This window comes from Pseudomonas sp. BNK-45, assembly GCF_047456255.1.
Taxonomy (GTDB): Bacteria; Pseudomonadota; Gammaproteobacteria; order Pseudomonadales; family Pseudomonadaceae; genus Aquipseudomonas.
The window spans coordinates 178,501-201,246 of sequence record NZ_CP179909.1 but is presented as its reverse complement, the minus strand read 5'-3'; the positions used below and the strand labels follow the sequence as shown (position 1 = coordinate 201,246).

Below are 22,746 nucleotides of genomic sequence, written 5' to 3'. Positions count from 1 at the left end.
TGAATTTGACGCGCAGTATAGCGACAGGCCCTAGACCGGCAAAGCGCTGGCTGTGCCCGATGGTCACCGAAAGTGGGTAGAATGCGCTTTTTTTCCACCTCGGGGGTGCGCCTTGCGCGAAATTGTCCTGATCAACATCACCGGCGAAGATCGTCCCGGTCTGACTACGGCCATTACCGGCGTTCTGGCCCAGGGCGGTGTGAACATTCTCGACATCGGTCAGGCGGTGATCCACGACACCTTGTCGTTCGGCATCCTGGTTGAAATTCCGAGCAACGAACAGAGTTCTTCGGTGCTCAAGGACATTCTGTTCACCGCCTACAAGCTCGACCAGCAGGTGCGTTTCACGCCGGTGTCCGAAGACGATTACCAGCAGTGGGTCGACGGGCAGGGCAAGCAACGCCACATCGTCACCCTGCTGACCCGCAAGGTCACCGCCGAGCAGTTGCAGCGGGTGAGTTCGATCACCGCCAAGTACGGTCTGAACATCGATCACATCGATCGCCTGTCCGGGCGCATGCCCCTGGACATGCCAGCCGATCAGGGCAAGGGCTGCATCGAGTTCTCGGTGCGTGGCGAGGCCGCTGACCCGCAAGCGCTGCGGGCCGAGTTCCTCAGCGTGGCCCAGGAGCTGAACGTCGACATCGCCTTCCAGGAAGATTCGCTGTTCCGCCGCAACCGCCGCCTGGCGGTGTTCGACATGGACTCGACGTTGATTGAAGCCGAGGTGATCGACGAACTGGCCAAGGCGGCAGGCGTGGGTGACCGGGTGGCAGAAATCACTGAGCGGGCCATGGCGGGCGAGCTGGATTTCCGTGCCAGCTTCAAGGAGCGCCTGGCCTTGCTCAAGGGGCTGGACGTCAGCGTGCTGGACTCCATCGGTGCCTCGTTGCGCCTGACCGAGGGTGCCGAAACCCTGTTCGCCGAACTCAAGCGTCTGGGCTACAAGACCGCAATTCTCTCAGGCGGCTTCACCTACTTCGCCAAGCAGTTGCAGGCCAAGTTGGGCATCGACTACGTGTTCGCCAACGAGCTGGAAGTGGTGGACGGCAAAGTGACCGGCGTGGCGGTGGAGCCGATTGTCGACGCCCAGCGCAAGGCTGATCTGCTGCGCGAGCTGGCGCACAAGGAAGGCCTGCGTCTGGAGCAGACCATCGCTGTCGGCGATGGCGCCAACGACCTGCCGATGCTGGGCATTGCCGGCCTGGGCGTGGCATTCCGAGCCAAGCCGCTGGTCAAGCAGTCGGCCAAGCAGGCGATCTCCACCCTGGGCCTGGATGGGGTGTTGTATCTGCTGGGCTTCCGGGATCGCGACGGTCAGCTCTGAGCAGTGGGGGAAAGCCCCGTGAATAAAAAACGCCGCTGATCAGCGGCGTTTTTTTTGTCCGGTATCCGGGCCTCAGGCCTTGGGCAGGCCCAAGCCCTGGCCCATGCGCACTGGCGAGCCGGCGGCCAGCTCTTGCGCCCACTGCACCTGGTCCGGGCCAAACAGCACGATGGCCGTGGAACCCAGCTTGAAGCGCCCCATTTCGGCACCTTTTTCCAGATGGATCGGTGCCCGGGCCGCTTCGTCGTAGCGCACGGTCTTGAGTTCACGCTTGGGCGGGGTTACCAGGCCGGCCCAGACGGTTTCGATCGAAGCCACGATCATGGCGCCCACCAGTACCAGCGCCATCGGCCCGCGTTCGGTGTCGAAAATGCACACCACGCGCTCGTTGCGGGCGAACAGTTCAGGCACGTTCTCGGCGGTGGTCTGGTTCACCGAGAAGATGCGGCCTGGAACATAGACCATTTCCCGCAGTGTGCCGGCCAGCGGCATGTGCACCCGGTGATAGTCCTTGGGCGACAGGTAGATGGTGGCAAAGTCGCCGCCCATGAAGGGAGCGGCCAGGGCCGGATCGCCCCCCAGCAATTCCAGCACGCTGTAGCTGTGGCCCTTGGCCTGGAATACCCGGCCATGTTCGATCGGGCCCAGTTGGCTGACAGCGCCGTCGGCAGGGCTGAGCACTGCGCCTGGTGTCGGATCCAGCGGTCGTGCACCGTCTTTCAGGGCGCGGGTGAAGAAGGCGTTGAAGTGTTCGTAGGCGGTCACGTCCTCGACCTGGGCTTCGGACATGTTCACTTGATACTGCTTGGCGAACCAGCGGGTGAAGGCATTCTTGAACCAGCGCACGCGGCACTCGGCAATGCAGCCGGCCAGGCGCGACAGCAGGTGGTGAGGCAGCAGGTACTGGCTGAGGATGAACAAGCGCTTTTTCATTGGGTGTCCTTAAAAACCTTAAATCTCTACGGGCGTATCGGGATGATTGCCCCATTCGCCCCAGGAGCCGGCGTAGCCCTTGACCCGTGGGTAGCCCAGCGCCTTGGCCACCAGGTAGGTGAAGCCGGAGCGGTGGTGGGTCTGGCAGTGGGTGATGATTTCTTTGTCTTTGCTGATGCCCAGGTCCATGAGGATCTGCGGCATGTCGCGGCGGATGCGCAGGTGGCGTGCCTGATCCATGCCGGCGGTCCACTCGAAGTTCACCGCGCCGGGGATGTGTCCGCCCTTGGCGGCCAGGACCTTCTCGCCGGAGTATTCCAGCGGGCCACGAGCGTCCCAGATTGCCAGGTCAGCGGCGCCAAGACGGCTTTGCAGGTATTCGCGGGTGGCGGTGGGTTCGTCGTGCAGGGTCAGCGGCACCGGACCGCCTGCCACAGGTGGCACTTCGGTGCTCACGGGCAGGGTTTCCGCCAGCCAGGCCGGCAGGCCGCCATCCAGGTAGTGGTAGCGGCCGTGGCCGATCACATCCAGAAGCCAGATGAAGCGCCCGGCCCAGCCGCCGCCTTCGTCGTCATAGACCACGTAGACCGCGTCCGGGTTGTGCCCGAGCTCGCCGAACAGCGCTTCCAGGGCGTGTTGTGGCGGTAGCAGTCCGGGAGCGGGGGGCTGGCCGAGCTGGGTGCGCTTGGGGTCGACGAAGCGTGCCCCGGGGATATGCCCGGTGGCATAGCGGGCGGCGCTGGTCAGGTCGACCAGGATCAGTTGGCGGGCGTCGAGGCGGGCGAGCAAGTCGCTCGGCTCGATGACCAGCGGCAAGCCAGAGAAGTCAGACATGTGAGGTCCCCAGGGCACAAAGGGTGGGATTGTAGCGCAAGCGTCATTGGCTGCGGTTGGTAAAGCTGTGCAAGGCTTTTTCGATGCACTGAGCGGTCTTGCCGAATGCCTGGACACTGATTTCCGAGAACGGCACGCCGCCTTGGTCGGCGATTACCAGCATCAGTACCCGACCGTTGCAGGACAGCGAGCGCAGCAGCAGGTGGTCGCCGCGGAACAGCTGGCGCAATTGTCCCGGCAGGTGGGAGGAGTACTGTGCATTGTTGGCCGGTGTCAGGCGCACCTGGGCGGATTTTTCCAGCAAGCGCTGTAGCAGCGAACTCTGTTGGGTGTGCAGCGTCAGGCCCGCAGCCTCCTTGGGCAGACCGTATAACTGTTGTACCCGCAGATGACTGAGGCTGCGGTCGACCATGAGCAGCAGCACCCGACGCATGCCGCATGCCACCAGCGCGTCCCTGGCAAAGCTGGTCAGATGCACGGCATTGGTAAAGGGGCTTTGTTCGAGCAGCAGTTCGCTGCAGGCCTTGCGCCACTTGGCCAGTTCTTCGGCCGTGGGTGCCGGCGCGGGCTGTTCGCCGCTGTGCAGGCGGCGCGCGTCCCATGGCCAGAGCAGGGCCTGGGCCGGATGCCAGAGGTCGGGCTGGCTGTCATTGCGGGCGCTGGTTGCGGCCTGCTGGTGCAGCTGTTGCTGGACCTGGGCGATCGGCATCTGCAAGTAGAGGCCGGTGAGGTTCTGCCAGCGTCGGCCGTGGGGGTTGTTCCAGGAGTGTTGTGCCGCCAGGGCCAGGCCGTTGGCCAGCAAGACGCAGTTGGCCGGCTGGTTCAGCCAGCGCTGCAGTTCCGGATCGGCGTCCAGGCGCTGCTGCTGGCGCAGGGGATGCTCGTTGTCCCGGGCGATCAGCATGGCCTTGGCCAGTTGACGTCGCTCACGGGTCAGCAGGCGGTAACCCTGCTGCACCCAGATCGGCAAGTGCCAGACCTGCACCAGCGCCTGGCACAGCTCCATCAGTGGCACGCCGAACAGCTGCATCTCCACCTTGCGTGCCGACTCATGCTTATAGATGACCCGCAGCTCCCACTCTTCCATGAGCTTGGGATAGACCAGCGCCATGGCCCACAGTGGCGAGAGGAACAGCAGGCTACCCCAGTGAATGTCCTGCCACAGCCGCGCCAGGCGCCCGGCAAAAAAGCCGTTGGCTTGCTGGGTGGCGTGCTGGCTGATCAGTTGCAGTTGCCGCAGCTCCTTGGGGATCTTTTCCTCGGGCAGGGTCGGCAACTGCTCCAGCAGTTCTTCGGTGCGCTTGAGGCCCAGGCGGTTGACCGCGACTTCCAGGTTTTCCGCCGGTTCGCTCATGCTGCCGTGAGAATGCCGATTGGCTTCGCGGATCACGCTCAGGGCCAGCGCCGGGCTGTTCTGCATCAGGTCGGCGATATCCCGCAGTGAACTGCGGTTGTTGGCGATGGCTTTGCACACCCGATCATGGCTGGCTTGCGGCACGGGCAGGCGCACGCCACTGAGCAGCTTTAGCCAGGCGTCGAGAGAGGTAGGCGGGGAATGTGGGACGTTGGTTTCATTAGACATGGTTGGGCGCAATCATCGTCTGCTTTGAACACGCCCAGAGCGGGCCAAACTGGCTTTTCGCCTTAACTGGCTATAGTCTGGCGCAGTTTTGCCGATAAGTAGAAGAAGAGTTTTAAGAACTTCCGAATATGACCTTGAACCCGACTCAATAAGTACTCTCCTACCTATGGCTAAAATTATCGGCATCATCGTCGTATTCGCGAGCGTGCTCGGCGGATACGTGCTCTCTCACGGCAAAATCGCTGCCCTGATCCAGCCCTTCGAGGTCATGATCATCGGTGGCGCGGCCTTCGGCGCGTTCCTGCAGGCCAACCCGGGCTACATGACGATGCACGTCGTGAAAAAATCCCTGGGCATGTTCAGTTCGCGTTTCACCCACACTTTCTATCTGGAAGTGCTGGGCCTGATCTACGAGATCCTCAACAAGAGCCGCCGCGAAGGCATGATGGCGATCGAGGGTGATATCGAAGACGCCGCGGCCAGTCCGATCTTCGCCAAGTATCCGGCAGTGCTGAAAGATGAACGCATGACGGCGTTCATCTGTGACTACCTGCGGATCATGTCCTCCGGCAACATGGCGCCCCACGAGCTCGAAGGCTTGTTCGACATGGAGCTGTTCAGTCTCAAGGAAGACCTCGAGCATCCATCCCACGCGGTCACCGGGATCGCCGATGCCATGCCCGGCTTCGGTATCGTGGCGGCGGTACTGGGGATCGTGGTGACCATGGCGTCCCTGGGCGAGGGCGACCAGAAGTCCATTGGTCTGCACGTAGGTGCGGCGCTGGTCGGTACCTTCTTCGGTATTCTGGCGGCCTATGGTTTCTTCGGCCCCCTGGCGACTTCGCTGTCCCACGACGCCAAGGAAGAACTCAATGTCTACGAAGCCATCAAGGCGTCCCTGGTAGCTTCCGCTTCCGGCGTTCCGCCTTCGCTGGCGGTGGAATTCGGGCGCAAGGTCCTGTATCCGGCCCACCGTCCTAGCTTCGCCGAGCTGGAACAAGCGGTTCGCGGTCGCTAAGTCATGGAAAATAATCAGCCGATTATCATCAAGCGCGTCAAGCGCTTTGCTGGCGGGCATCACGGAGGCGCCTGGAAAATCGCCTTCGCCGACTTCGCCACGGCGATGATGGCGTTCTTCCTGGTGTTGTGGCTGCTGTCCACCGCGACCCCGGAACAGAAGATCGCCATCGCCGGTTACTTCAAGGACCCGATCGGCTTCTCGGAAAGCGGCACGCCCTACATCATCGACCTGGGCGGCTCTCCACAGCTGGCTCCGGAAAACACCCTCAACCCCGAGGTCAAGTCCCAGCCGCAGCCGGACAAGGTCACGGTGGATGCCGAGCAAGTGGAAGGCATGGCCGAGCAGGTGGAGCGCGAGCGTCTCGAACTGTTGCTGCAAGAGCTGCAGAACAAGGTCGAAGAGAATCCCCAGTTGCAGAAGTTCAAGGACCAGATTCTCTTCGAGATCACGCCGGACGGCTTGCGGATTCAGATCATGGACGCCGAGAACCGGCCGATGTTCGACTCCGGCAGCGCCCGCCTGAAGCCGTATTTCGAGGACATCCTGCTGGCCATGGCCGACACCATCAAGGCGGTGCCGAACAAGATCAGCATCAGCGGTCACACCGATGCCACGCCTTATGCCGGCAGTGGCGAGTTCGGCAACTGGGAGCTGTCCGCCAACCGTGCCAACGCTGCGCGTCGGGCATTGGTGGCCGGTGGTTACCCTGATCCGCAAGTGGCTCGGGTGGTGGGTTTTGCCTCCTCGGCGCTGTTCGATCGCAAGAACCCGCTCAACCCGGTCAACCGGCGGATCGACATTGTGGTGCTGACCAAGAAGGCCCAGCGTGCCATCGAGGGCGAACAGGTGGATCCTCAGGTGCCGGCACCGACTCAGGGCAGCGGGGCTCCCGGAGAAGTACCGGCCGATCCCCATGCCTTGCCGCCGGGCAGCGAACCGCTGCCGGCTCACGAGGTGCGCCAGCGTCTGAACATCTTTGAGGACGGTGTGCTGAAGATGGATGAACAGGGGGCTGCGGGTCAGGCCCCCGCTGGCAAACCGGCGGCGCCGGCACCTCAGCCAGCGGCACCCCCGGCGACGCCGGGAAGCGCCAGGTAAGCAACGAAAAGGCCGCGATCTTCGCGGCCTTTTCGTGTCTGGAGCGCAGGGGTCAGTAGCTGCTGTCGGGCAGGCTGGCGAGAATCGAGCGGTAGCTGTTCATCCGTTGTTGCTGGATGCGCCCGTCTTCCAGGGCCTTGAGCAAAGCGCAGCCCGGCTCGCGATCGTGCTTGCAGTCGCGGAAGCGGCAGGTGCCCAGCAGGTCATTGAACTCGATGAAGCCGGCCTCGACGTCGGCGCGGCTGACATGCCCCAGGCCAAATTCGCGGATACCGGGCGAGTCGATCAGTTCGCCGCCGCCGGGGAAGTGGAACAGGCGCGCGGTGGTGGTGGTATGGGTGCCCTGCCCGGAAAACTCCGACAACGGCCCGACCCGGGTTTCGACTTCCGGCAGCAGGCTGTTGACCAGGGAGGACTTGCCCACCCCCGACTGGCCCACGAACACGCTGATGCGGCCGTCGAGCAAGGCCTGCAGTTGCTCCATGCCGTCGCCGTGGTGCGCCGAGACTTCCAGCAGCGGATAGCCCAGCTGGCGATAGACCGCGAGCAAGGCGTTGAGCGCCGGGGCGTTCTGCTCGTCGATCAGGTCGGCCTTGTTCAGTAGCAGCAAGGGGCGGATGCCGGCGTGTTCGGCAGCCACCAGGTAGCGGTCGATGAGGTTGGCGTGGGGCTCGGGCATGGGCGCGAACACGATCACGATCATGTCGACGTTGGCGGCGACCGGCTTGAGCTGGCCGCGGCTGTCCGGGCGGCACAGCTCGGTGCTGCGCGGCAGTTGCGCGACGATCACGCCGATCCCTTGATTGCCGGCACGCCAGACCACCTGATCGCCGGTCACCAGTGCCGGCAGGTTGGCCCGCAGATAGCAGCGGAACACCTGGCCGGCCAGCTCGCCTTCGCGCGCCTCGACCTCGACCTGTACGCCGAAGTGGGCGATGACCAGGCCGGTCTGTTCCGGGCCCAGGTCGCCACCTTCGAGCGCCTCAACGGCAGAGGACTCGCGTTTGGCGGCGCGGGCAGCGCGCTCACCCTGAATCTTTTCGATGCGCCAGTTTTGGCGACGATTGAGCTGGCGTTTGGCCATTGGTGTTCCGTGTCGATAATTACGGCGGTTGGGTAAAGCGGCGGCGAGTTTAGCACGCCGGGCGGGTCCTCTAGGCTAAACTGCGCAACTACGCCGAGGAGCCCTCCCATGCAAAACCCGCAGAACCTGATTTGGATCGATCTGGAAATGACCGGTCTGAACCCCGACACCGACGTCATCATCGAGATGGCGACCATTGTCACCGACAGCAACCTCAACACCTTGGCTGAAGGACCAGTCATCGCCATTCACCAGAGCGACGAGATTCTCGCCGGCATGGATGAATGGAACACCCGCCAGCACGGTGGTTCCGGCCTGACCCAGCGCGTGCGCGAAAGCCGTATCAGCATGGCCGAAGCCGAAGCCCAGACCATTGCCTTCCTCGAACAATGGGTGCCCAAGGGCAAGTCGCCGATCTGTGGCAACAGCATCTGCCAGGATCGGCGCTTCCTCTATCGCCACATGAAGGCCCTGGAAAGCTACTTCCACTACCGCAACCTGGATGTCTCGACCCTCAAGGAACTGGCCGCGCGCTGGGCTCCGGACGTGCGCGACAGCTTCAAGAAAGGCAGCACCCACCTGGCCCTGGACGACATCCGCGAGTCCATTGCCGAGCTTCAGCACTACCGCAAGCACTTCATCAAGCTCTGACCTTCAGGAGCCGGCTTGCCGGCGAACGGGCGCGCGATGCCATTCGGCGCCCGTACCCGCCCTCTTTTGGTGCTCGCCTCAACTGAGTAGACTGCGCGCCTTCTTGTAAGGACCGCCATCATGCTGTTGATGCTTTATCTGATCGCCATTACCGCCGAAGCCATGACCGGCGCCCTGTCTGCCGGCCGCCGCGGCATGGACTGGTTCGGCGTGGTGCTGATCGCCTGTGTCACCGCGTTGGGTGGTGGTTCGGTGCGCGACGTGTTGCTCGGCCATTACCCGCTGACCTGGGTCAAGCACCCGGAGTACCTGGTTCTGACCTCGGTGGCGGCCTTGGTGACGATCTTTATCGCGCCCTTGATGCGTCATCTGCGTTCGCTGTTTCTGGTGCTCGACGCCGTGGGCCTGGTGGCCTTTACCCTGATCGGCTGCATGACCGCCCTGGAAATGGGCCACGGCATGCTGGTGGCGTCGGTCAGTGGGGTGATCACCGGGGTCTTTGGCGGCATCCTCCGGGATATCTTCTGCAACGACATTCCGCTGATTTTCCGCCGTGAGCTGTATGCCAGCGTGTCGTTCGCCGCGGCCTGGTGCTACATGCTGTGCATTTATCTGCAGTTGCCGAGCGAGCAGTCGATCCTGATCACCCTGTTCGGCGGCTTCCTATTGCGGCTGCTGGCGATCCGTTTCCACTGGGAAATGCCCAAGTTCGTCTACAACGACGAACACTGACGGTTGGCGTGCTGCGCCAGGGCCCATTCCACGTGTTCGCGTACCAGTTCCGAGGGGTGGTCCTGCCGGGCCTTGAGCGCTTCCAGCACGGGAATGCTCGACGGTGCGTTGCCCAGGCCCACGGCCAGGTTGCGTAGCCAGCGCTCGTAACCGGCGCGGCGCAGGGGCGAGCCCTCGGTGCTGCTGAGGAACTTGTCCTCATCCCACATGAACAGCTCTGCCAGTTCGGCGTTGTCCAGGTTATGCCGGGGCTTGAAGTCGCCTTCTGCCGAGGTCCGGGCGAAGCGGTTCCAGGGACAGACGATCTGGCAGTCGTCACAGCCGAATACCCGATTGCCGATGAGCGGGCGCAGCTCTTCGGGAATGGCGTTTTTCAGTTCGATGGTCAGGTAGGAAATGCAGCGTCGCGCGTCCAGCACGTAGGGGCCGACGAAGGCGTTGGTCGGACAGATGTCCAGGCAGGCGGTGCAGCGCCCGCAATGCTCACTGGCGTGAGGCTCGTCCACCGGTAGCGGCAGGTCGACGAACAGTTCGCTGAGGAAGAAGTAGCTGCCGGCCTTGCGATTGAGTACCAGGGTGTTCTTGCCGATCCAGCCGAGCCCGGCCTGTTCGGCGATGGCTTTTTCCAGGACCGGCGCGCTGTCGACGAAGGCGCGATAGCCGAACGGACCTATGGCTTGCTGGATGCGCTCGGCCAACTGCTGTACGCGCTTGCGAATCAGCTTGTGGTAGTCGCGGCCCAGGGCGTAGCGCGAGACATAGGCCTTGGAAGGCTGGGCCAGGCGCTGGGCCATCTGGGTGTCGCCAGGCAGGTAGTCCATGCGCAGCGAAACCACGCGCAGGGTGCCGGGCACCAGTTGTTCGGGATGGGAGCGCTTGCTGCCGTGGGCGCCCATGTAATCCATCTCGCCGTGGTAGCCGGCGGCGAGCCAGCGCTCCAGGTGCTGTTCGTGCTCGGCCAGGTCCAGGCCGCTGATGCCGACTTGCTGAAAGCCCAGTTCGCGGCCCCAGTCCTTGATCGATTGGGCGAGAGCGGGAAGATCCTGGGTAATAGCGGGCATGAGGCGAGAGAAACCGGGGCTGAGGTGCGTATAATTCTGCCAGACATCGGAGCCCTGAGACGCATGCCGCAGACAAAACACCCATTACCTGACGTTCAGTTGCTGACTGGCGGTCATTTGCCGCGCTTGAACGGCCGGCCTGTGGATGCCCATAAGGGCCAGTTCGGCCATCTGTTGCTGATCGGCGGCGACCGCGGTTTGGCCGGCGCCGCGTTGTTGAGCGCGGAAAGTGCCTTGCGCAGTGGCGCGGGGATGGTTTCCCTGGCGACCCGCAGCGAGCACGTGGCGGCTGCGCTGGCGCGCCTGCCGGAAGTCATGACCCAGGGCACTCATTCGGCCAACCAGTTGATGGGGCTGCTGGCCAAGGCGTCGGTGTTGGTGGTCGGCCCGGGGCTGGGGCAGGGGGCGTGGGGACGCAGTCTGTTGTCCGCGGCGGCCAATGCACCCTTGCCTCAAGTCTGGGATGCCGATGCCTTGAACCTGCTGGCGCAAGGCGAGCTGCAACTGCCAGCTGGCAGTGTGATCACGCCCCATCCTGGTGAGGCGGCTCGTCTGCTGGGCCTGACCAACGCGGCGGTTCAGGCCGATCGGCCGGCGGCGGCCCGGGCCTTGAGCGCAAAATATGCGGCGGTTGCGGTGCTCAAGGGCGCCGGCAGCTTGATCGCCGGTCCCGATGGGCAGCTGGCGCGCTGTGATGCCGGGCACCCGGCGATGGCGACCGCGGGGCTGGGGGATGTACTCGCGGGGCTGATCGGTGCGTTGCTGGCGCAGGGGCTGTCGGCGTTCGATGCGGCTTGCCTGGGTGTCTGGCTGCATGCCAGCGCCGGCGAGCAACAAGGCAAATTGGGCCGTGGGCTGGCGGCCAGTGATCTGATTCCAGCCATTCGTCAGTTGTTGGAGGAGCAATCACCGTGTCTGAGTTAACCCTTTTTCTGGCCGACGAGCAGGCCATGGTGGAATTTGGTGCACGCATTGCTCAGGTCACCCAGGGGGTGGGGGTGATTTTTCTTGAGGGCGACCTGGGGGCGGGTAAAACCACCTTGTCCCGAGGGATCATCCGCGGGCTGGGGCATGCAGGGGCGGTGAAGAGCCCGACCTTCACCCTGGTGGAGCCCTACGAGATAGGCGCGGTGAGGGCCTTTCACTTCGATCTGTATCGTTTGGTGGACCCGGAGGAGCTGGAATTTCTGGGCATCCGCGACTACTTCGAAGGCGATGCGCTGTGCCTTTTGGAGTGGCCCCAGAAGGGTGCAGGCTTTTTGCCAAAGCCTGACCTGACCATTACCATTACCCCGCATAACAATGGGCGTTCTGTGCATCTGTTGTCTCAAGGCTCGCGAGGCGAGTCCTGGTGTGCCGCTTTGGCGTTGGAATTCAAATAATTGATGGGGTTAGGTATGCGCATTCGCGCGTTGGTTGCTGTCGTAGGACTGTTGCTTACGGCATTGGCCGTCGATGCTGTGGCCGCTACACAGGTTCGCAGCGTCCGCCTGTGGCGGGCACCGGATAACACGCGACTGGTCTTCGACCTGTCTGGCCCGGTTCAGCACAGCGTCTTCACCCTGACGGCCCCGGATCGTCTGGTCATCGATATCAATGGTGCGACCCTCGGTGGCCCGCTGAATGTCGCCACGGCCAACACCCCCATTACGGCCATGCGCTCGGCGCAGCGTACCCCCAGCGATTTGCGGGTGGTCATCGACCTGAAAAAGGCCGTTACACCGAAAAGCTTCACCCTGGCGCCCAACGCGCAGTACGGCAATCGCCTGGTGGTCGATCTGTTCGACAATCCATCCGACGCGGCGCCGCCTGCTGCCCCGCCACCGACAGTGACCACCGTGCCCGCCGTGCCGGTCACGCCTGCTGAACCGGCGATCAAGCTGCCTCCGGCGCCGGCCGGCAAGCGCGACATCATCGTGGTGATCGATGCCGGTCACGGCGGTGAAGATCCGGGCGCATCCGGCTCTCGTGGTCAGCACGAGAAGGATGTGGTGCTGGCCATCGCCCGCGAGTTGCAGCGCCAGGTCAATGGCCTCAAGGGCTTCCGCGCCGAGCTGACCCGGACTGGCGACTACTTCATCCCGTTGCGTGGACGTACCGAGATTGCGCGGAAGAAGGGTGCAGACCTGTTCGTCTCGATTCACGCCGACGCCGCGCCTTCGGCTGCCGCCTTTGGTGCTTCTGTGTTCGCTCTGTCCGAACGCGGCGCCACCTCGGAAACCGCCCGCTGGCTGGCGGACAGTGAAAACCGCTCCGACCTGATTGGCGGGGCCGGTAACGTCAGCCTCGATGACAAGGACCGGATGCTGGCCGGGGTGCTGCTGGACCTGTCGATGACTGCGTCGCTGACTTCGAGCCTGAATGTGGGGCAGAAAGTCCTGAACAACATTGGCCGGGTCACGCCCTTGCACAAGCAGCGGGTGGAGCAGGCCGGGTTCATGGTGCTCAAGTCGCCGGATATTCCATCGATCCTGGTGGAAACCGGCTTCATCTCCAATTCCAATGAAGCCTCGAAGCTGGCCACCGCCAGTCATCAGCAGGCCCTGGCGCGCTCCATCAGCAGCGGCGTGCGGCAGTTCTTCCAGCAGAATCCGCCACCGGGCACTTACATTGCCTGGCTGCGGGACTCCGGCAAGATCGCCCAGGGACCTCGTGATCACCGGGTCAACCCCGGAGAAACCCTGGCCATGATCGCCGTGCGCTATCAGGTGTCGGCGGCCACCCTGCGCAGTGCCAACAATCTGAAAAGCGATGAGTTGAAAGTGGGCCAGGTCCTGACCATCCCCGGTACAGAATTGGCGGCCAAGGAATGAGTGATTCGGTAATCAGCGGCGCGCGCATCGAGCTGCTCAGTCCGCGGCTGGCCAACCAGATTGCAGCAGGCGAGGTTGTCGAGCGCCCTGCCTCGGTGATCAAGGAACTGTTGGAAAACAGCCTGGACTCCGGCGCCAAGCGCATCGATGTGGATGTCGAACAGGCTGGGGTCAAGCTGTTGCGGGTCCGCGATGACGGAGGCGGTATCTCCTCCGACGACCTGCCGTTGGCTCTGGCACGGCACGCCACCAGCAAGATCCGTGACCTGGAAGACCTGGAGCGGGTAATGAGCCTGGGGTTCCGGGGCGAGGCCCTGGCCTCCATCAGTTCCGTGGCGCGCCTGACCCTGACGTCGCGGACCCGGGATGCCGAGCAGGCCTGGCAAGTGGAAACCGAAGGTCGGGACATGGCGCCGCGGGTTCAACCGGCGGCCCATCCGGTGGGTACTTCGGTGGAAGTGCGCGACCTGTTCTTCAATACACCGGCGCGGCGCAAGTTCCTCAAGGCCGAGAAAACCGAGTTCGATCACCTGCAGGAGGTGATCAAGCGCCTGGCCCTGGCGCGCTTCGATGTGGCTTTTCACTTGCGCCACAACGGCAAAAGTATCCTCAGCCTGCACGAAGCCAAGGACGACGCGGCTCGCGCCCGGCGTGTGGCGGCGGTTTGCGGTTCGGGCTTCCTGGAGCAGGCGCTGCCCATCGAGGTCGAGCGCAATGGCCTGCATCTATGGGGCTGGGTGGGGTTGCCAACCTTCTCCCGCAGTCAGGCGGACTTGCAGTATTTCTACGTCAACGGTCGTGCGGTGCGGGACAAACTGGTAGCCCACGCGGTTCGCCAGGCTTATCGCGATGTGCTGTTCAACGGGCGGCATCCGACTTTTGTGCTGTTTTTCGAGGTCGATCCGTCGGCGGTCGACGTCAACGTGCACCCGACCAAGCACGAAGTGCGCTTCCGCGATGGGCGCATGGTCCACGACTTCCTGTATGGCACCTTGCACCGAGCCCTGGGGGATGTGCGCCCCGAAGATCAATTGGCGGCGCCGGCAGCGGTGGCCGGTATCGTGCGCCCGACCGGTATCGAGGCCGGTGAGTTCGGACCGCAAGGCGAAATGCGCCTTGCCGCGAACCTGGCCCTGGAGCAGCCGCAGTCCCAGCCGGGTTTCAGCGCTCCGGGTTCCGCGGCCGGCAGCGGCTATCAGTACCAGTACACGCCGCGTCCCCAGCCGGTATTGCCGGCGGCGGAATCCCAGGGCGTCTATCGCGAATTCTTTGCCCCGCTGCCCGGTGCGGCGGCCACCACCCTGCCGGAAGGGCAGGAGGACATTCCGCCTCTGGGCTACGCCCTGGCCCAGCTCAAGGGCATCTATATCCTTGCGGAGAATGCGTTGGGCCTGGTGTTGGTGGATATGCATGCCGCCCATGAGCGGATCATGTACGAACGCTTGAAAGTGGCGATGGCCAGCGAAGGCCTGAGTGGTCAGCCGCTGCTGGTGCCGGAGTCGATTGCCGTCAGCCAGCGTGAAGCCGATTGCGCGGAAGAGCATGCCGCCTGGTTTCAGCGGCTGGGCTTTGAGTTGCAACGCCTGGGGCCCGAGTCCCTGGCGATCCGGCAGATTCCGGCGCTGCTGAAGCAGGCCGAAGCCAATCGCCTGGTGCACGATGTGCTTGCGGATCTGATGGAGTACGGCACCAGCGACCGGATCCAGGCTCATCTCAACGAGCTGCTGGGGACCATGGCCTGTCACGGTGCCATTCGCGCCAATCGGCGTCTGGCCGTGGCAGAAATGAACGGCTTGCTGCGGGATATGGAAAATACCGAGCGCAGTGGCCAGTGCAATCATGGTCGACCGACCTGGACCCAATTGGGTCTGGACGATTTGGACAAACTCTTTCTGCGCGGCCGTTGATGACTCAGCTTCCTCCAGCGATTTTCCTCATGGGCCCGACCGCTGCGGGCAAGACCGATCTGGCCATCGAGCTGAGCAAGGTGCTGCCTTGCGAGTTGATCAGTGTCGACTCGGCGCTGGTCTATCGCGGCATGGACATCGGCACCGCCAAGCCTTCCAGGGAATTGCTGGCGCAATATCCCCATCGCCTGATCGACATTCTCGATCCCGCAGAAAGCTATTCAGCGGCGGACTTTCGGACCGATGCCCTGGCGGCGATGGCCGATATCACCGCGCGGGGCAAGATTCCGCTGCTGGTGGGCGGCACCATGCTGTACTACAAGGCGCTGCTCGAAGGTCTGGCGGACATGCCGCCGGCGGACCCTCAGGTGCGGGCCGAGCTTGAAGAAGAGGCCCGGCGTCTGGGATGGCAGGCGCTGCATGATCAGTTGGCGGCGGTGGATCCGGAGTCGGCCGCCAGGATCCATCCCAATGATCCCCAGCGTCTGACTCGGGCACTGGAAGTCTATCGGGTCAGTGGGCTGACGATGACCGCTCATCGTCAGCGTCAATTGGCGCAAAGTACTGAAGCAGGCGCATCGGGACGCGGTCAATTGCCCTATACTGTCGCCAATCTGGCCATCGCTCCGGCGAATCGTCAGGTACTGCACCAGCGTATTGCACAAAGATTCACACAAATGTTGGAACAGGGATTCATTGATGAGGTCGTAGCTCTGCGCTCCAGAAGTGACCTGCACGCCGGGTTGCCGTCTATACGTGCTGTGGGCTACCGCCAAGTCTGGGATTACCTGGATGGCAAACTGACGTCAGCTGAAATGCAGGAGCGGGGCATCATCGCCACGCGCCAATTGGCGAAGCGGCAGTTCACCTGGTTACGCAGTTGGGCTGACCTGCAATGGTTGGACAGCCTGGATTGCGACAATCTGCCACGCGCCTTGAAATACTTAGGGACGATCTCCATATTGAGCTGAGTCCTTGCAATTGCCGTCTATCCTTGGGGGTGTGACGGTTTTAGCTATCTGTTTTCCGATTTTTATTATTGATCCTTAAAGGAGTGCGGCACATGTCAAAAGGGCATTCGCTACAAGACCCTTACTTGAATACATTGCGTAAAGAGAAAGTTGGGGTATCCATCTATCTGGTTAACGGAATCAAACTGCAAGGCACGATCGAGTCCTTTGACCAGTTCGTCATCCTGCTGAAAAACACCGTCAGCCAAATGGTTTACAAGCACGCTATCTCTACAGTGGTTCCGGTTCGCCCAATTCGTCTGCCTAGTGCATCCGAATCCGAACAGGGTGACGCTGAGCCAGGTAACGCCTGATAGGAGTCTCCTTTGTTCTTTGAGCGCCACGGTGGTGGTGAACGGGCCATTCTCGTTCACTTGGATGGTCAGGACCCTGAGGCGCGCGAAGATCCGCAGGAGTTTCAGGAGCTGGCATTATCGGCCGGCGCCGAGACCGTCGCGTTTGTTAGCGTGCCGCGTCATCGGCCAACCGCCAAATACCTGGTTGGCAGCGGCAAGGTCGAGGAATTGCGCGACCTGGTCAAAGCCGAACAGGTAGACCTGGTGATTTTCAATCACATCCTCACGCCCAGTCAGGAACGTAACCTCGAACGTGTATTCGAGTGTCGCGTGATTGATCGCACGGGCCTGATTCTCGATATCTTCGCTCAGCGTGCGCGCACCCATGAAGGCAAGCTCCAGGTTGAACTGGCCCAGCTTGAGCACATGAGCACGCGGCTGGTCCGTGGCTGGACTCACCTTGAACGGCAGAAAGGCGGTATCGGTCTGCGCGGTCCGGGTGAAACCCAGTTGGAAACCGACCGGCGCCTGCTGCGAGTGCGTCTGCGGCAAATCAAGGCGCGCCTGGAAAAGGTTCGCAGTCAACGTGAGCAGGCCCGCCGTGGCCGCAAACGTGCCGACATTCCTTCGGTGTCGCTGGTGGGCTATACCAACGCTGGCAAGTCCACGTTGTTCAATGCTGTCACCGCTTCCGATGTGTTCGCCGCCGACCAGCTGTTCGCTACCCTCGATCCGACTTTGCGCCGCTTGGAGCTGGATGACCTGGGGCCGATTGTATTGGCCGATACCGTGGGATTCATTCGTCACCTGCCGCATAAGCTGGTGGAGGCATTTCGAGCTACCCTCGAAGAGTCCAGCAACTCCGACCTGCTGCTGCACGTGATCGATGCGCATGAACCCGAGCGTACTGCCCAGATCGAGCAGGTGATGGTGGTGCTGGGCGAGATCGGGGCTCAAGACTTGCCGATCCTGGAGGTCTATAACAAACTCGATTTGCTCGAGGGTGTGGAGCCGCAGATCCAGCGCGATCCGGACGGCAAGCCGCAGCGAGTCTGGCTGTCGGCCCGTGACGGCCAGGGGCTGGATCTGCTCAAGCAGGCCATCGCGGAACTGCTGGGTGAAGATTTGTTCGTGGGCACCTTGCGCTTGCCTCAACGTTTTGCTCGACTGCGAGCACAGTTTTTTCAGTTGAACGCTGTGCAGAAAGAAGATCATGACGACGAGGGTGTCAGTTTGCTGGCCGTTCGCCTGCCGCGGGCCGAGTTGAATCGGCTGGTCAGTCGCGAAGGTTTGCAGCCGTCGGAATTCATCGAGCAACACACTTTGCAATAAAAGCCTGGGCAAGCGGTTGTGCCGCTGTAGCAGGCATTCTGTAGCATTGGTCGGCGCGCCGTGGGTGCGTCTTTGCTTTATCAGATGGAGAGCGCTATGGCTTGGAATGAGCCGGGTGGCAACTCGAATAATCAGGACCCTTGGGGTGGTAAGCGCCGCAATAATGGCGATCGCAAGGGGCCACCAGATCTCGACGAGGCCTTCCGTAAGCTGCAGGAAAGCCTGAATGGGTTGTTCGGTGGTGGTAAGAAACGTGGTGATGACGGCGGTAGCTCCGGCAAGGGCGGTGGTTTCGGCTTGCTGGGTATTGGTCTTGTCGTGCTGGCGGCCGTGTGGCTGTACAGCGCGGTTTATGTAGTCGATGAGCAGGAGCAGGCCGTGGTGCTGCGCTTCGGCAAATACTACGAAACCGTCGGCCCGGGTCTGAACATCTACTTCCCGCCGATCGATCGCAAGTACATGGAAAACGTCACGCGCGAGCGTGCCTATACCAAGCAGGGGCAGATGCTCACCGAGGACGAGAACATCGTCGAAGTGCCGCTGACCGTGCAGTACAAGATCAGCAACCTGCAGGACTTCGTGCTGAACGTGGATCAGCCGGAAATCAGCCTGCAGCATGCGACTGACAGCGCCCTGCGCCATGTGGTGGGTTCAACCGCCATGGACCAGGTGCTGACTGAAGGCCGTGAATTGATGGCCAGCGAGATCAAGGAGCGTCTGCAGCGTTTCCTCGACAACTACCGCACCGGTATCACCGTGACTCAGGTGAACGTACAGAGCGCAGCTGCACCGCGTGAAGTGCAGGAAGCCTTCGACGACGTGATCCGTGCCCGTGAAGATGAACAGCGCTCGCGCAACCAGGCTGAAACCTATGCCAACGGCGTAGTGCCGGAGGCTCGCGGTCAGGCTCAGCGCATCCTCGAGGACGCCAACGGTTATCGCGACGAAGTGGTTTCTCGGGCCAAGGGTGAGGCAGATCGTTTCACCAAGCTGGTTGCCGAATACCGCAAGGCTCCTGAAGTCACCCGTCAGCGCCTGTACCTGGACACCATGCAGGAAGTCTTCAGCAACACCAGCAAGGTGTTGGTGACCGGCAGCAAGGGTGGGCAGAACAACCTGCTCTACCTGCCGCTGGACAAGATGATCGACAGTGGTCGTAGCGGCGCTGCTCCGGTAACGGGCTCGGCTTCTGCGGCCAGCAATGAAGCGAACGCGCGCGCTGCGGCTGATCATATGCAGCAACAGCAGCAGACGCGTTCTAGGGAGAGTCGCTGATGAGCAATAAATCGCTGATCGCCCTGATCGTGGGTGTTGTCGTGGCGGTGGTTGCCTGGAACAGCTTCTACATCGTCGCTCAGACCGAGCGTGCGGTGTTGCTGCAGTTCGGTCGTGTGGTCCAGGCCGATGTCCAGCCTGGCCTGCATGTGAAAGTGCCCTACGTGAACCAGGTGCGTAAGTTCGACGCGCGCCTGATGACCCTGGATGCACCGACGCAGCGCTTCCTGACTCTGGAAAAGAAAGCCGTGATGGTGGATGCCTACGCCAAGTGGCGGGTCAAGGATGCCGAGCGCTTCTACACCGCCACATCCGGTCTCAAGCAGATCGCCGACGAGCGTCTTTCTCGTCGCCTGGAATCGGGCCTGCGTGACCAGTTTGGTAAGCGCACCCTGCATGAAGTGGTTTCCGGCGAGCGTGACGCGCTGATGGCGGATATCACCGCTTCGCTGAACAAGATGGCCGAGAAGGAACTGGGTATCGAAGTGGTCGATGTCCGGGTCAAGGCGATCGATCTGCCGAAGGAAGTGAACCGCAGCGTGTTCGAGCGCATGAGCACCGAGCGTGAGCGTGAGGCTCGCGAGCACCGGGCCAAGGGTAACGAGCTGGCGGAAGGCATTCGTGCCGACGCTGATCGTCAGCGGCGTGTGTTGCTGGCTGAAGCCTATCGCGAGTCCGAAGAAGTGCGCGGTGATGGCGATGCCCAGGCGGCGGCGATCTATGCCAAGGCCTACGGTCAGGATCAGGAGTTCTACGCGTTCTATCGTAGCCTGCGTGCCTACCGTGAAAGCTTCGCGAACAAATCCGACGTCATGGTCCTGGACCCAAGCAGCGACTTTTTCCACTATCTGGAAAAGTCCAAGCCTTGATCAGGCCCTGATCCGGGAACACCCCGCCGGGCGGCTAAAATGCCTCGCGGGGTGATCCTTTGGTAAAACGGGTGTATGATGCGGCAGCCGGGAAATTCCCGGCTTTTTTGCGTCTGCATCTTTGATTGGCCGTGGTTCGTTCAAGAGCCCGGTAAGATTTTTCGAGGAAAATGGTCTGTACAGCTGATTTCTGGCTGCCTGTCCGGCTGAGCTCGCGTCGGATGCGACTGTTTTCTGCTTCACTCTAAGGCTGGCCGAAGGCTTGCCGCCCGGACCATAGGGGAATGGCGTAATGGCAACGGTAGACCGCTGGCTGCTGCCAGATGGCATCGAAGAAGTATTGCCGCCGGAAGCGGCGCGCATTGAAGTAGCGCGTCGTCAGGTGTTGGATCTGTTTCAGAGCTGGGGTTACGAGTTCGTCGTTACTCCCCATATCGAATACCTGGAATCCCTGTTGACGGGCGCCGGCCAGGACCTGGATCTGCGCACCTTCAAGGTCATCGACCCGCAATCGGGCCGGCAGATGGGTTTCCGTGCCGACATCACGCCACAGGTGGCGCGTATCGACGCTCACACTCTGCGTCGCGAAGGGCCGAGCCGCCTGTGCTACGCCGGCAGCGTGCTGCATGCGCAGCCCCGAGCCTTGTCGTCCTCGCGCAGCCCGATCCAGCTGGGCGCCGAGTTGTATGGCGATGCCAGCCCAAGCAGCGACGTCGAGGTCATCAGCCTGATGCTGGCCATGCTGCAACTGGCCGATGTGCCGGATGTGCACATGGATCTGGGGCATGTGGGTATCTACCGTGGCCTGGCTCAGGCGGCCGGTCTGTCCGGTGCCGTAGAGCAACAATTGTTCGATGCCCTGCAGCGCAAGGCGATCGATGAAGTCATCAGCCTGACCCAGGGCCTGCCCGCCGATCTGGCCGACATGCTGCGCTCCCTGGTGGAGTTGTGCGGCAGTCGCGAAGTATTGAGTGATGCCCGTCGCCGCCTGGCTGGCGCACCGACTTCGGTGCTGCTGGCACTGGATGAGTTGCTGACGATTGCCGAGCGCTTGTCGGTGCGTTTCCCTGATTTGCCGCTGTACTTCGATCTGGGCGAGCTGCGTGGTTACCACTACCACACCGGTGTGGTGTTCGCGGTGTTCGTGCCGGGCGTGGGTCAATCCATTGCCCAGGGCGGTCGTTACGATGACATCGGCGCGGACTTCGGACGTGCCCGTCCGGCGACCGGTTTCTCCACCGATTTGAAAACCCTGGTGACCCTGGGGCGTGCTGAAGTCGAGCTACCGTCCGGCGGTATCTGGATGCCTGACAGCACTGACGCGGCACTCTGGCAGACCGTCTGCCAGTTGCGCAGTGAGGGTCAGCGTGTCGTTCAGGCGTTGCCTGGACAACCTTTGGCCGCCGCCCGTGAAGCGGACTGCGACCGGCAATTGATTCAGCAGAATGGGCTTTGGCAAGTATTGCCGCTGGCTTCTTGAGTTTTCCTGCCGGCGGCTGCCGGCACCAAGTTTGCGCGAATGAGGACAAGTGTTATGGGTAAGAATGTCGTAGTCCTGGGCACCCAGTGGGGTGATGAGGGCAAAGGCAAGATCGTTGATCTGCTGACCGAACATGCCGCCGCCGTAGTGCGCTACCAAGGTGGCCACAACGCTGGCCACACCCTGGTGATCGACGGTGAGAAGACCGTGCTGCACCTGATTCCGTCCGGCGTGCTGCGCGAAGGCGTGCAGTGCCTGATCGGTAACGGCGTGGTGGTAGCACCGGACGCCTTGATGCGTGAAATCGTCAAGCTGGAAGAGAAAGGCGTGCCGGTGCGCGAGCGTCTGCGCATCAGCCCTTCCTGCCCGCTGATCCTGTCCTACCACGTAGCCCTGGACCAGGCTCGCGAGAAGGCCCGTGGCGAGCAGAAGATCGGTACCACCGGTCGCGGCATCGGCCCGGCTTACGAAGACAAGGTTGCCCGTCGTGGCCTGCGCATCGGTGATCTGTTCCACCGCGAGCGTTTCGCCGCCAAGCTGGGCGAGTTGCTGGACTACCACAACTTCGTCCTGGTCAATTACTACAAAGAGCCGGCCATCGACTTCCAGAAGACTCTGGACGAATGCATGGAGTACGCCGAGCTGCTCAAGCCGATGATGCTCGACGTCACCGCCGAGCTGCACCAACTGCGCCGCGCCGGCAAGGACATCATGTTCGAAGGTGCCCAGGGCTCGCTGCTGGACATTGACCACGGTACCTACCCGTACGTCACCAGTTCCAACACCACCGCCGGCGGCATCGCCACCGGTTCGGGCGTGGGCCCGATGTACCTGGACTACATCCTGGGCATCACCAAGGCCTACACCACTCGCGTGGGTTCGGGTCCATTCCCGACTGAACTGCTCGATGACGTCGGTGCGTTCCTGGCCAAGCGTGGCCACGAGTTCGGCGCTACTACCGGTCGTGCCCGTCGTTGCGGCTGGTTCGACGCCGTGATCCTGCGTCGCGCCATCGACGTCAACAGCATCTCGGGCCTGTGCCTGACCAAGCTGGACGTGCTGGACGGCCTGGAAACCATCAACATCTGTGTCGGCTACAAGAACCAGGATGGTGCAGTCATCGACGCGCCGACCGACGCCGACAGCTACATTGGCCTGGAGCCGGTGTACGAGCAGATGCCGGGCTGGAGCGAATCGACCTTGGGCGCCAAGACCCTGGAAGAGCTGCCTGCCGCCGCCCAGGCCTACATCAAGCGCATCGAAGAGCTGGTCGGCGCGCCGATCGACATTATTTCGACAGGTCCGGACCGCAACGAAACCATCGTTCTGCGCCATCCGTTCGCTTGATAAGTCGTTGATGTAAAAACCAAAGGGCCCTTGATGGGGCCCTTTGTCGTTTCTGCTCGCCGCGCGGCACGACCCTTGCTGTGAAATCCACTTC

General features: G+C 62.3%; 21 protein-coding genes. 16 read left to right on the top strand and 5 right to left on the bottom strand.

Annotated elements, in window-relative coordinates; genetic code table 11:
- The first annotated feature begins 112 nt into the window (after positions 1–112).
- Positions 113–1,327: a phosphoserine phosphatase SerB gene (gene serB / locus ACMGG8_RS00945; RefSeq protein WP_414159021.1), complete on the top strand. Its 1,215-nt coding sequence runs from the start codon at positions 113–115 to the stop codon at positions 1,325–1,327.
- Positions 1,328–1,399: 72 nt separating this feature from the next.
- Here the strand turns inward: serB and asd are convergent, their stop codons facing one another.
- The 3 genes from asd to ACMGG8_RS00930 are packed head-to-tail and all read right to left on the bottom strand — an operon-like array spanning position 1,400 to position 4,676.
- Complete coding sequence (gene asd / locus ACMGG8_RS00940; protein WP_060837254.1) at positions 1,400–2,260, bottom strand: archaetidylserine decarboxylase; 861 nt, start codon at positions 2,258–2,260, stop codon at positions 1,400–1,402.
- 18 nt (positions 2,261–2,278) lie between these two features.
- On the bottom strand, positions 2,279–3,094 hold the full coding sequence (rhdA, locus tag ACMGG8_RS00935; protein WP_060842322.1) for a thiosulfate sulfurtransferase: 816 nt from the start codon (positions 3,092–3,094) through the stop codon (positions 2,279–2,281).
- Between the two features lie 43 nt (positions 3,095–3,137).
- The gene (locus tag ACMGG8_RS00930; RefSeq protein ID WP_060837256.1) at positions 3,138–4,676 is read right to left on the bottom strand and encodes an HDOD domain-containing protein; all 1,539 of its coding nucleotides are present in this window, start codon (positions 4,674–4,676) and stop codon (positions 3,138–3,140) included.
- Positions 4,677–4,842: 166 nt separating this feature from the next.
- Between ACMGG8_RS00930 and motA the strand changes: the two genes are divergently transcribed.
- Entirely contained in the window at positions 4,843–5,694 is an 852-nt protein-coding gene (gene motA / locus ACMGG8_RS00925) for a flagellar motor stator protein MotA (protein WP_060837257.1), read from the top strand.
- Positions 5,695–5,697: 3 nt separating this feature from the next.
- Entirely contained in the window at positions 5,698–6,795 is a 1,098-nt protein-coding gene (motB, locus tag ACMGG8_RS00920) for a flagellar motor protein MotB (protein ID WP_414159020.1), read from the top strand.
- Positions 6,796–6,847: 52 nt separating this feature from the next.
- On the opposite strand, the gene rsgA is transcribed toward motB, so the two are convergent.
- Positions 6,848–7,879: a small ribosomal subunit biogenesis GTPase RsgA gene (gene rsgA, locus ACMGG8_RS00915; protein WP_016965247.1), complete on the bottom strand. Its 1,032-nt coding sequence runs from the start codon at positions 7,877–7,879 to the stop codon at positions 6,848–6,850.
- 108 nt (positions 7,880–7,987) lie between these two features.
- On the opposite strand from rsgA, the gene orn reads away from it, so the two are divergent.
- Positions 7,988–8,530, top strand: coding sequence for an oligoribonuclease (orn, locus tag ACMGG8_RS00910; RefSeq protein ID WP_007921399.1), 543 nt, complete (start codon positions 7,988–7,990; stop codon positions 8,528–8,530).
- 117 nt (positions 8,531–8,647) lie between these two features.
- Entirely contained in the window at positions 8,648–9,262 is a 615-nt protein-coding gene (locus ACMGG8_RS00905) for a trimeric intracellular cation channel family protein (RefSeq protein ID WP_173655924.1), read from the top strand.
- Here ACMGG8_RS00905 and queG read toward each other — a convergent pair.
- Entirely contained in the window at positions 9,244–10,323 is a 1,080-nt protein-coding gene (gene queG / locus ACMGG8_RS00900) for a tRNA epoxyqueuosine(34) reductase QueG (RefSeq protein WP_060837259.1), read from the bottom strand. The two genes, ACMGG8_RS00905 and queG, sit on opposite strands and share 19 nt — an antisense overlap.
- Positions 10,324–10,386: 63 nt before the next feature.
- On the opposite strand from queG, the gene ACMGG8_RS00895 reads away from it, so the two are divergent.
- From ACMGG8_RS00895 to ACMGG8_RS00845, 11 genes are all read left to right on the top strand, one after another.
- Positions 10,387–11,247, top strand: coding sequence for an NAD(P)H-hydrate dehydratase (locus ACMGG8_RS00895; protein ID WP_414159019.1), 861 nt, complete (start codon positions 10,387–10,389; stop codon positions 11,245–11,247).
- Complete coding sequence (tsaE, locus tag ACMGG8_RS00890; RefSeq protein WP_060837261.1) at positions 11,235–11,705, top strand: tRNA (adenosine(37)-N6)-threonylcarbamoyltransferase complex ATPase subunit type 1 TsaE; 471 nt, start codon at positions 11,235–11,237, stop codon at positions 11,703–11,705. Before ACMGG8_RS00895 ends, tsaE begins: the two co-directional genes overlap by 13 nt.
- Before the next feature lie 3 nt (positions 11,706–11,708).
- Positions 11,709–13,136 carry an N-acetylmuramoyl-L-alanine amidase gene (locus ACMGG8_RS00885; protein ID WP_197662855.1) on the top strand — a complete coding sequence of 476 codons (1,428 nt, stop codon included), beginning with the start codon at positions 11,709–11,711 and terminating at the stop codon, positions 13,134–13,136.
- Positions 13,133–15,043, top strand: coding sequence for a DNA mismatch repair endonuclease MutL (gene mutL, locus ACMGG8_RS00880; RefSeq protein ID WP_060837262.1), 1,911 nt, complete (start codon positions 13,133–13,135; stop codon positions 15,041–15,043). The genes ACMGG8_RS00885 and mutL overlap by 4 nt, the downstream gene beginning before the upstream one ends.
- Positions 15,043–16,014 carry a tRNA (adenosine(37)-N6)-dimethylallyltransferase MiaA gene (gene miaA / locus ACMGG8_RS00875; RefSeq protein ID WP_060842326.1) on the top strand — a complete coding sequence of 324 codons (972 nt, stop codon included), beginning with the start codon at positions 15,043–15,045 and terminating at the stop codon, positions 16,012–16,014. The genes mutL and miaA overlap by 1 nt, the downstream gene beginning before the upstream one ends.
- 92 nt (positions 16,015–16,106) lie before the next feature.
- On the top strand, positions 16,107–16,367 hold the full coding sequence (gene hfq, locus ACMGG8_RS00870; RefSeq protein ID WP_007921378.1) for an RNA chaperone Hfq: 261 nt from the start codon (positions 16,107–16,109) through the stop codon (positions 16,365–16,367).
- Positions 16,368–16,379: 12 nt separating this feature from the next.
- Positions 16,380–17,681: a ribosome rescue GTPase HflX gene (gene hflX, locus ACMGG8_RS00865; RefSeq protein ID WP_060842327.1), complete on the top strand. Its 1,302-nt coding sequence runs from the start codon at positions 16,380–16,382 to the stop codon at positions 17,679–17,681.
- Between the two features lie 96 nt (positions 17,682–17,777).
- On the top strand, positions 17,778–18,956 hold the full coding sequence (gene hflK / locus ACMGG8_RS00860; RefSeq protein WP_047283685.1) for an FtsH protease activity modulator HflK: 1,179 nt from the start codon (positions 17,778–17,780) through the stop codon (positions 18,954–18,956).
- On the top strand, positions 18,956–19,825 hold the full coding sequence (gene hflC / locus ACMGG8_RS00855) for a protease modulator HflC (RefSeq protein ID WP_016965257.1): 870 nt from the start codon (positions 18,956–18,958) through the stop codon (positions 19,823–19,825). Before hflK ends, hflC begins: the two co-directional genes overlap by 1 nt.
- Before the next feature lie 292 nt (positions 19,826–20,117).
- A complete protein-coding gene (locus ACMGG8_RS00850) occupies positions 20,118–21,305 on the top strand; it encodes an ATP phosphoribosyltransferase regulatory subunit (protein WP_016965258.1) in 1,188 nt (395 codons plus the stop codon).
- 54 nt (positions 21,306–21,359) lie between these two features.
- The gene (locus ACMGG8_RS00845; RefSeq protein WP_414159018.1) at positions 21,360–22,652 is read left to right on the top strand and encodes an adenylosuccinate synthase; all 1,293 of its coding nucleotides are present in this window, start codon (positions 21,360–21,362) and stop codon (positions 22,650–22,652) included.
- Positions 22,653–22,746 lie beyond the last annotated feature (94 nt).

What these genes read in the sequence shown, in the direction of transcription:
- asd (WP_060837254.1), bottom strand. Translation starts at nt 2,260, where the DNA reads ATGAAAAAGCGCTTGTTCATCCTCAGCCAGTACCTGCTGCCTCACCAC.
- rhdA (WP_060842322.1), bottom strand. Translation starts at nt 3,094, where the DNA reads ATGTCTGACTTCTCTGGCTTGCCGCTGGTCATCGAGCCGAGCGACTTG.
- ACMGG8_RS00930 (WP_060837256.1), bottom strand. Translation starts at nt 4,676, where the DNA reads ATGTCTAATGAAACCAACGTCCCACATTCCCCGCCTACCTCTCTCGAC.
- motA (WP_060837257.1), top strand. Translation starts at nt 4,843, where the DNA reads ATGGCTAAAATTATCGGCATCATCGTCGTATTCGCGAGCGTGCTCGGC.
- motB (WP_414159020.1), top strand. Translation starts at nt 5,698, where the DNA reads ATGGAAAATAATCAGCCGATTATCATCAAGCGCGTCAAGCGCTTTGCT.
- rsgA (WP_016965247.1), bottom strand. Translation starts at nt 7,879, where the DNA reads ATGGCCAAACGCCAGCTCAATCGTCGCCAAAACTGGCGCATCGAAAAG.
- orn (WP_007921399.1), top strand. Translation starts at nt 7,988, where the DNA reads ATGCAAAACCCGCAGAACCTGATTTGGATCGATCTGGAAATGACCGGT.
- queG (WP_060837259.1), bottom strand. Translation starts at nt 10,323, where the DNA reads ATGCCCGCTATTACCCAGGATCTTCCCGCTCTCGCCCAATCGATCAAG.
- ACMGG8_RS00895 (WP_414159019.1), top strand. Translation starts at nt 10,387, where the DNA reads ATGCCGCAGACAAAACACCCATTACCTGACGTTCAGTTGCTGACTGGC.
- ACMGG8_RS00885 (WP_197662855.1), top strand. Translation starts at nt 11,709, where the DNA reads ATGGGGTTAGGTATGCGCATTCGCGCGTTGGTTGCTGTCGTAGGACTG.
- mutL (WP_060837262.1), top strand. Translation starts at nt 13,133, where the DNA reads ATGAGTGATTCGGTAATCAGCGGCGCGCGCATCGAGCTGCTCAGTCCG.
- miaA (WP_060842326.1), top strand. Translation starts at nt 15,043, where the DNA reads ATGACTCAGCTTCCTCCAGCGATTTTCCTCATGGGCCCGACCGCTGCG.
- hfq (WP_007921378.1), top strand. Translation starts at nt 16,107, where the DNA reads ATGTCAAAAGGGCATTCGCTACAAGACCCTTACTTGAATACATTGCGT.
- hflK (WP_047283685.1), top strand. Translation starts at nt 17,778, where the DNA reads ATGGCTTGGAATGAGCCGGGTGGCAACTCGAATAATCAGGACCCTTGG.
- hflC (WP_016965257.1), top strand. Translation starts at nt 18,956, where the DNA reads ATGAGCAATAAATCGCTGATCGCCCTGATCGTGGGTGTTGTCGTGGCG.
- ACMGG8_RS00850 (WP_016965258.1), top strand. Translation starts at nt 20,118, where the DNA reads ATGGCAACGGTAGACCGCTGGCTGCTGCCAGATGGCATCGAAGAAGTA.
- ACMGG8_RS00845 (WP_414159018.1), top strand. Translation starts at nt 21,360, where the DNA reads ATGGGTAAGAATGTCGTAGTCCTGGGCACCCAGTGGGGTGATGAGGGC.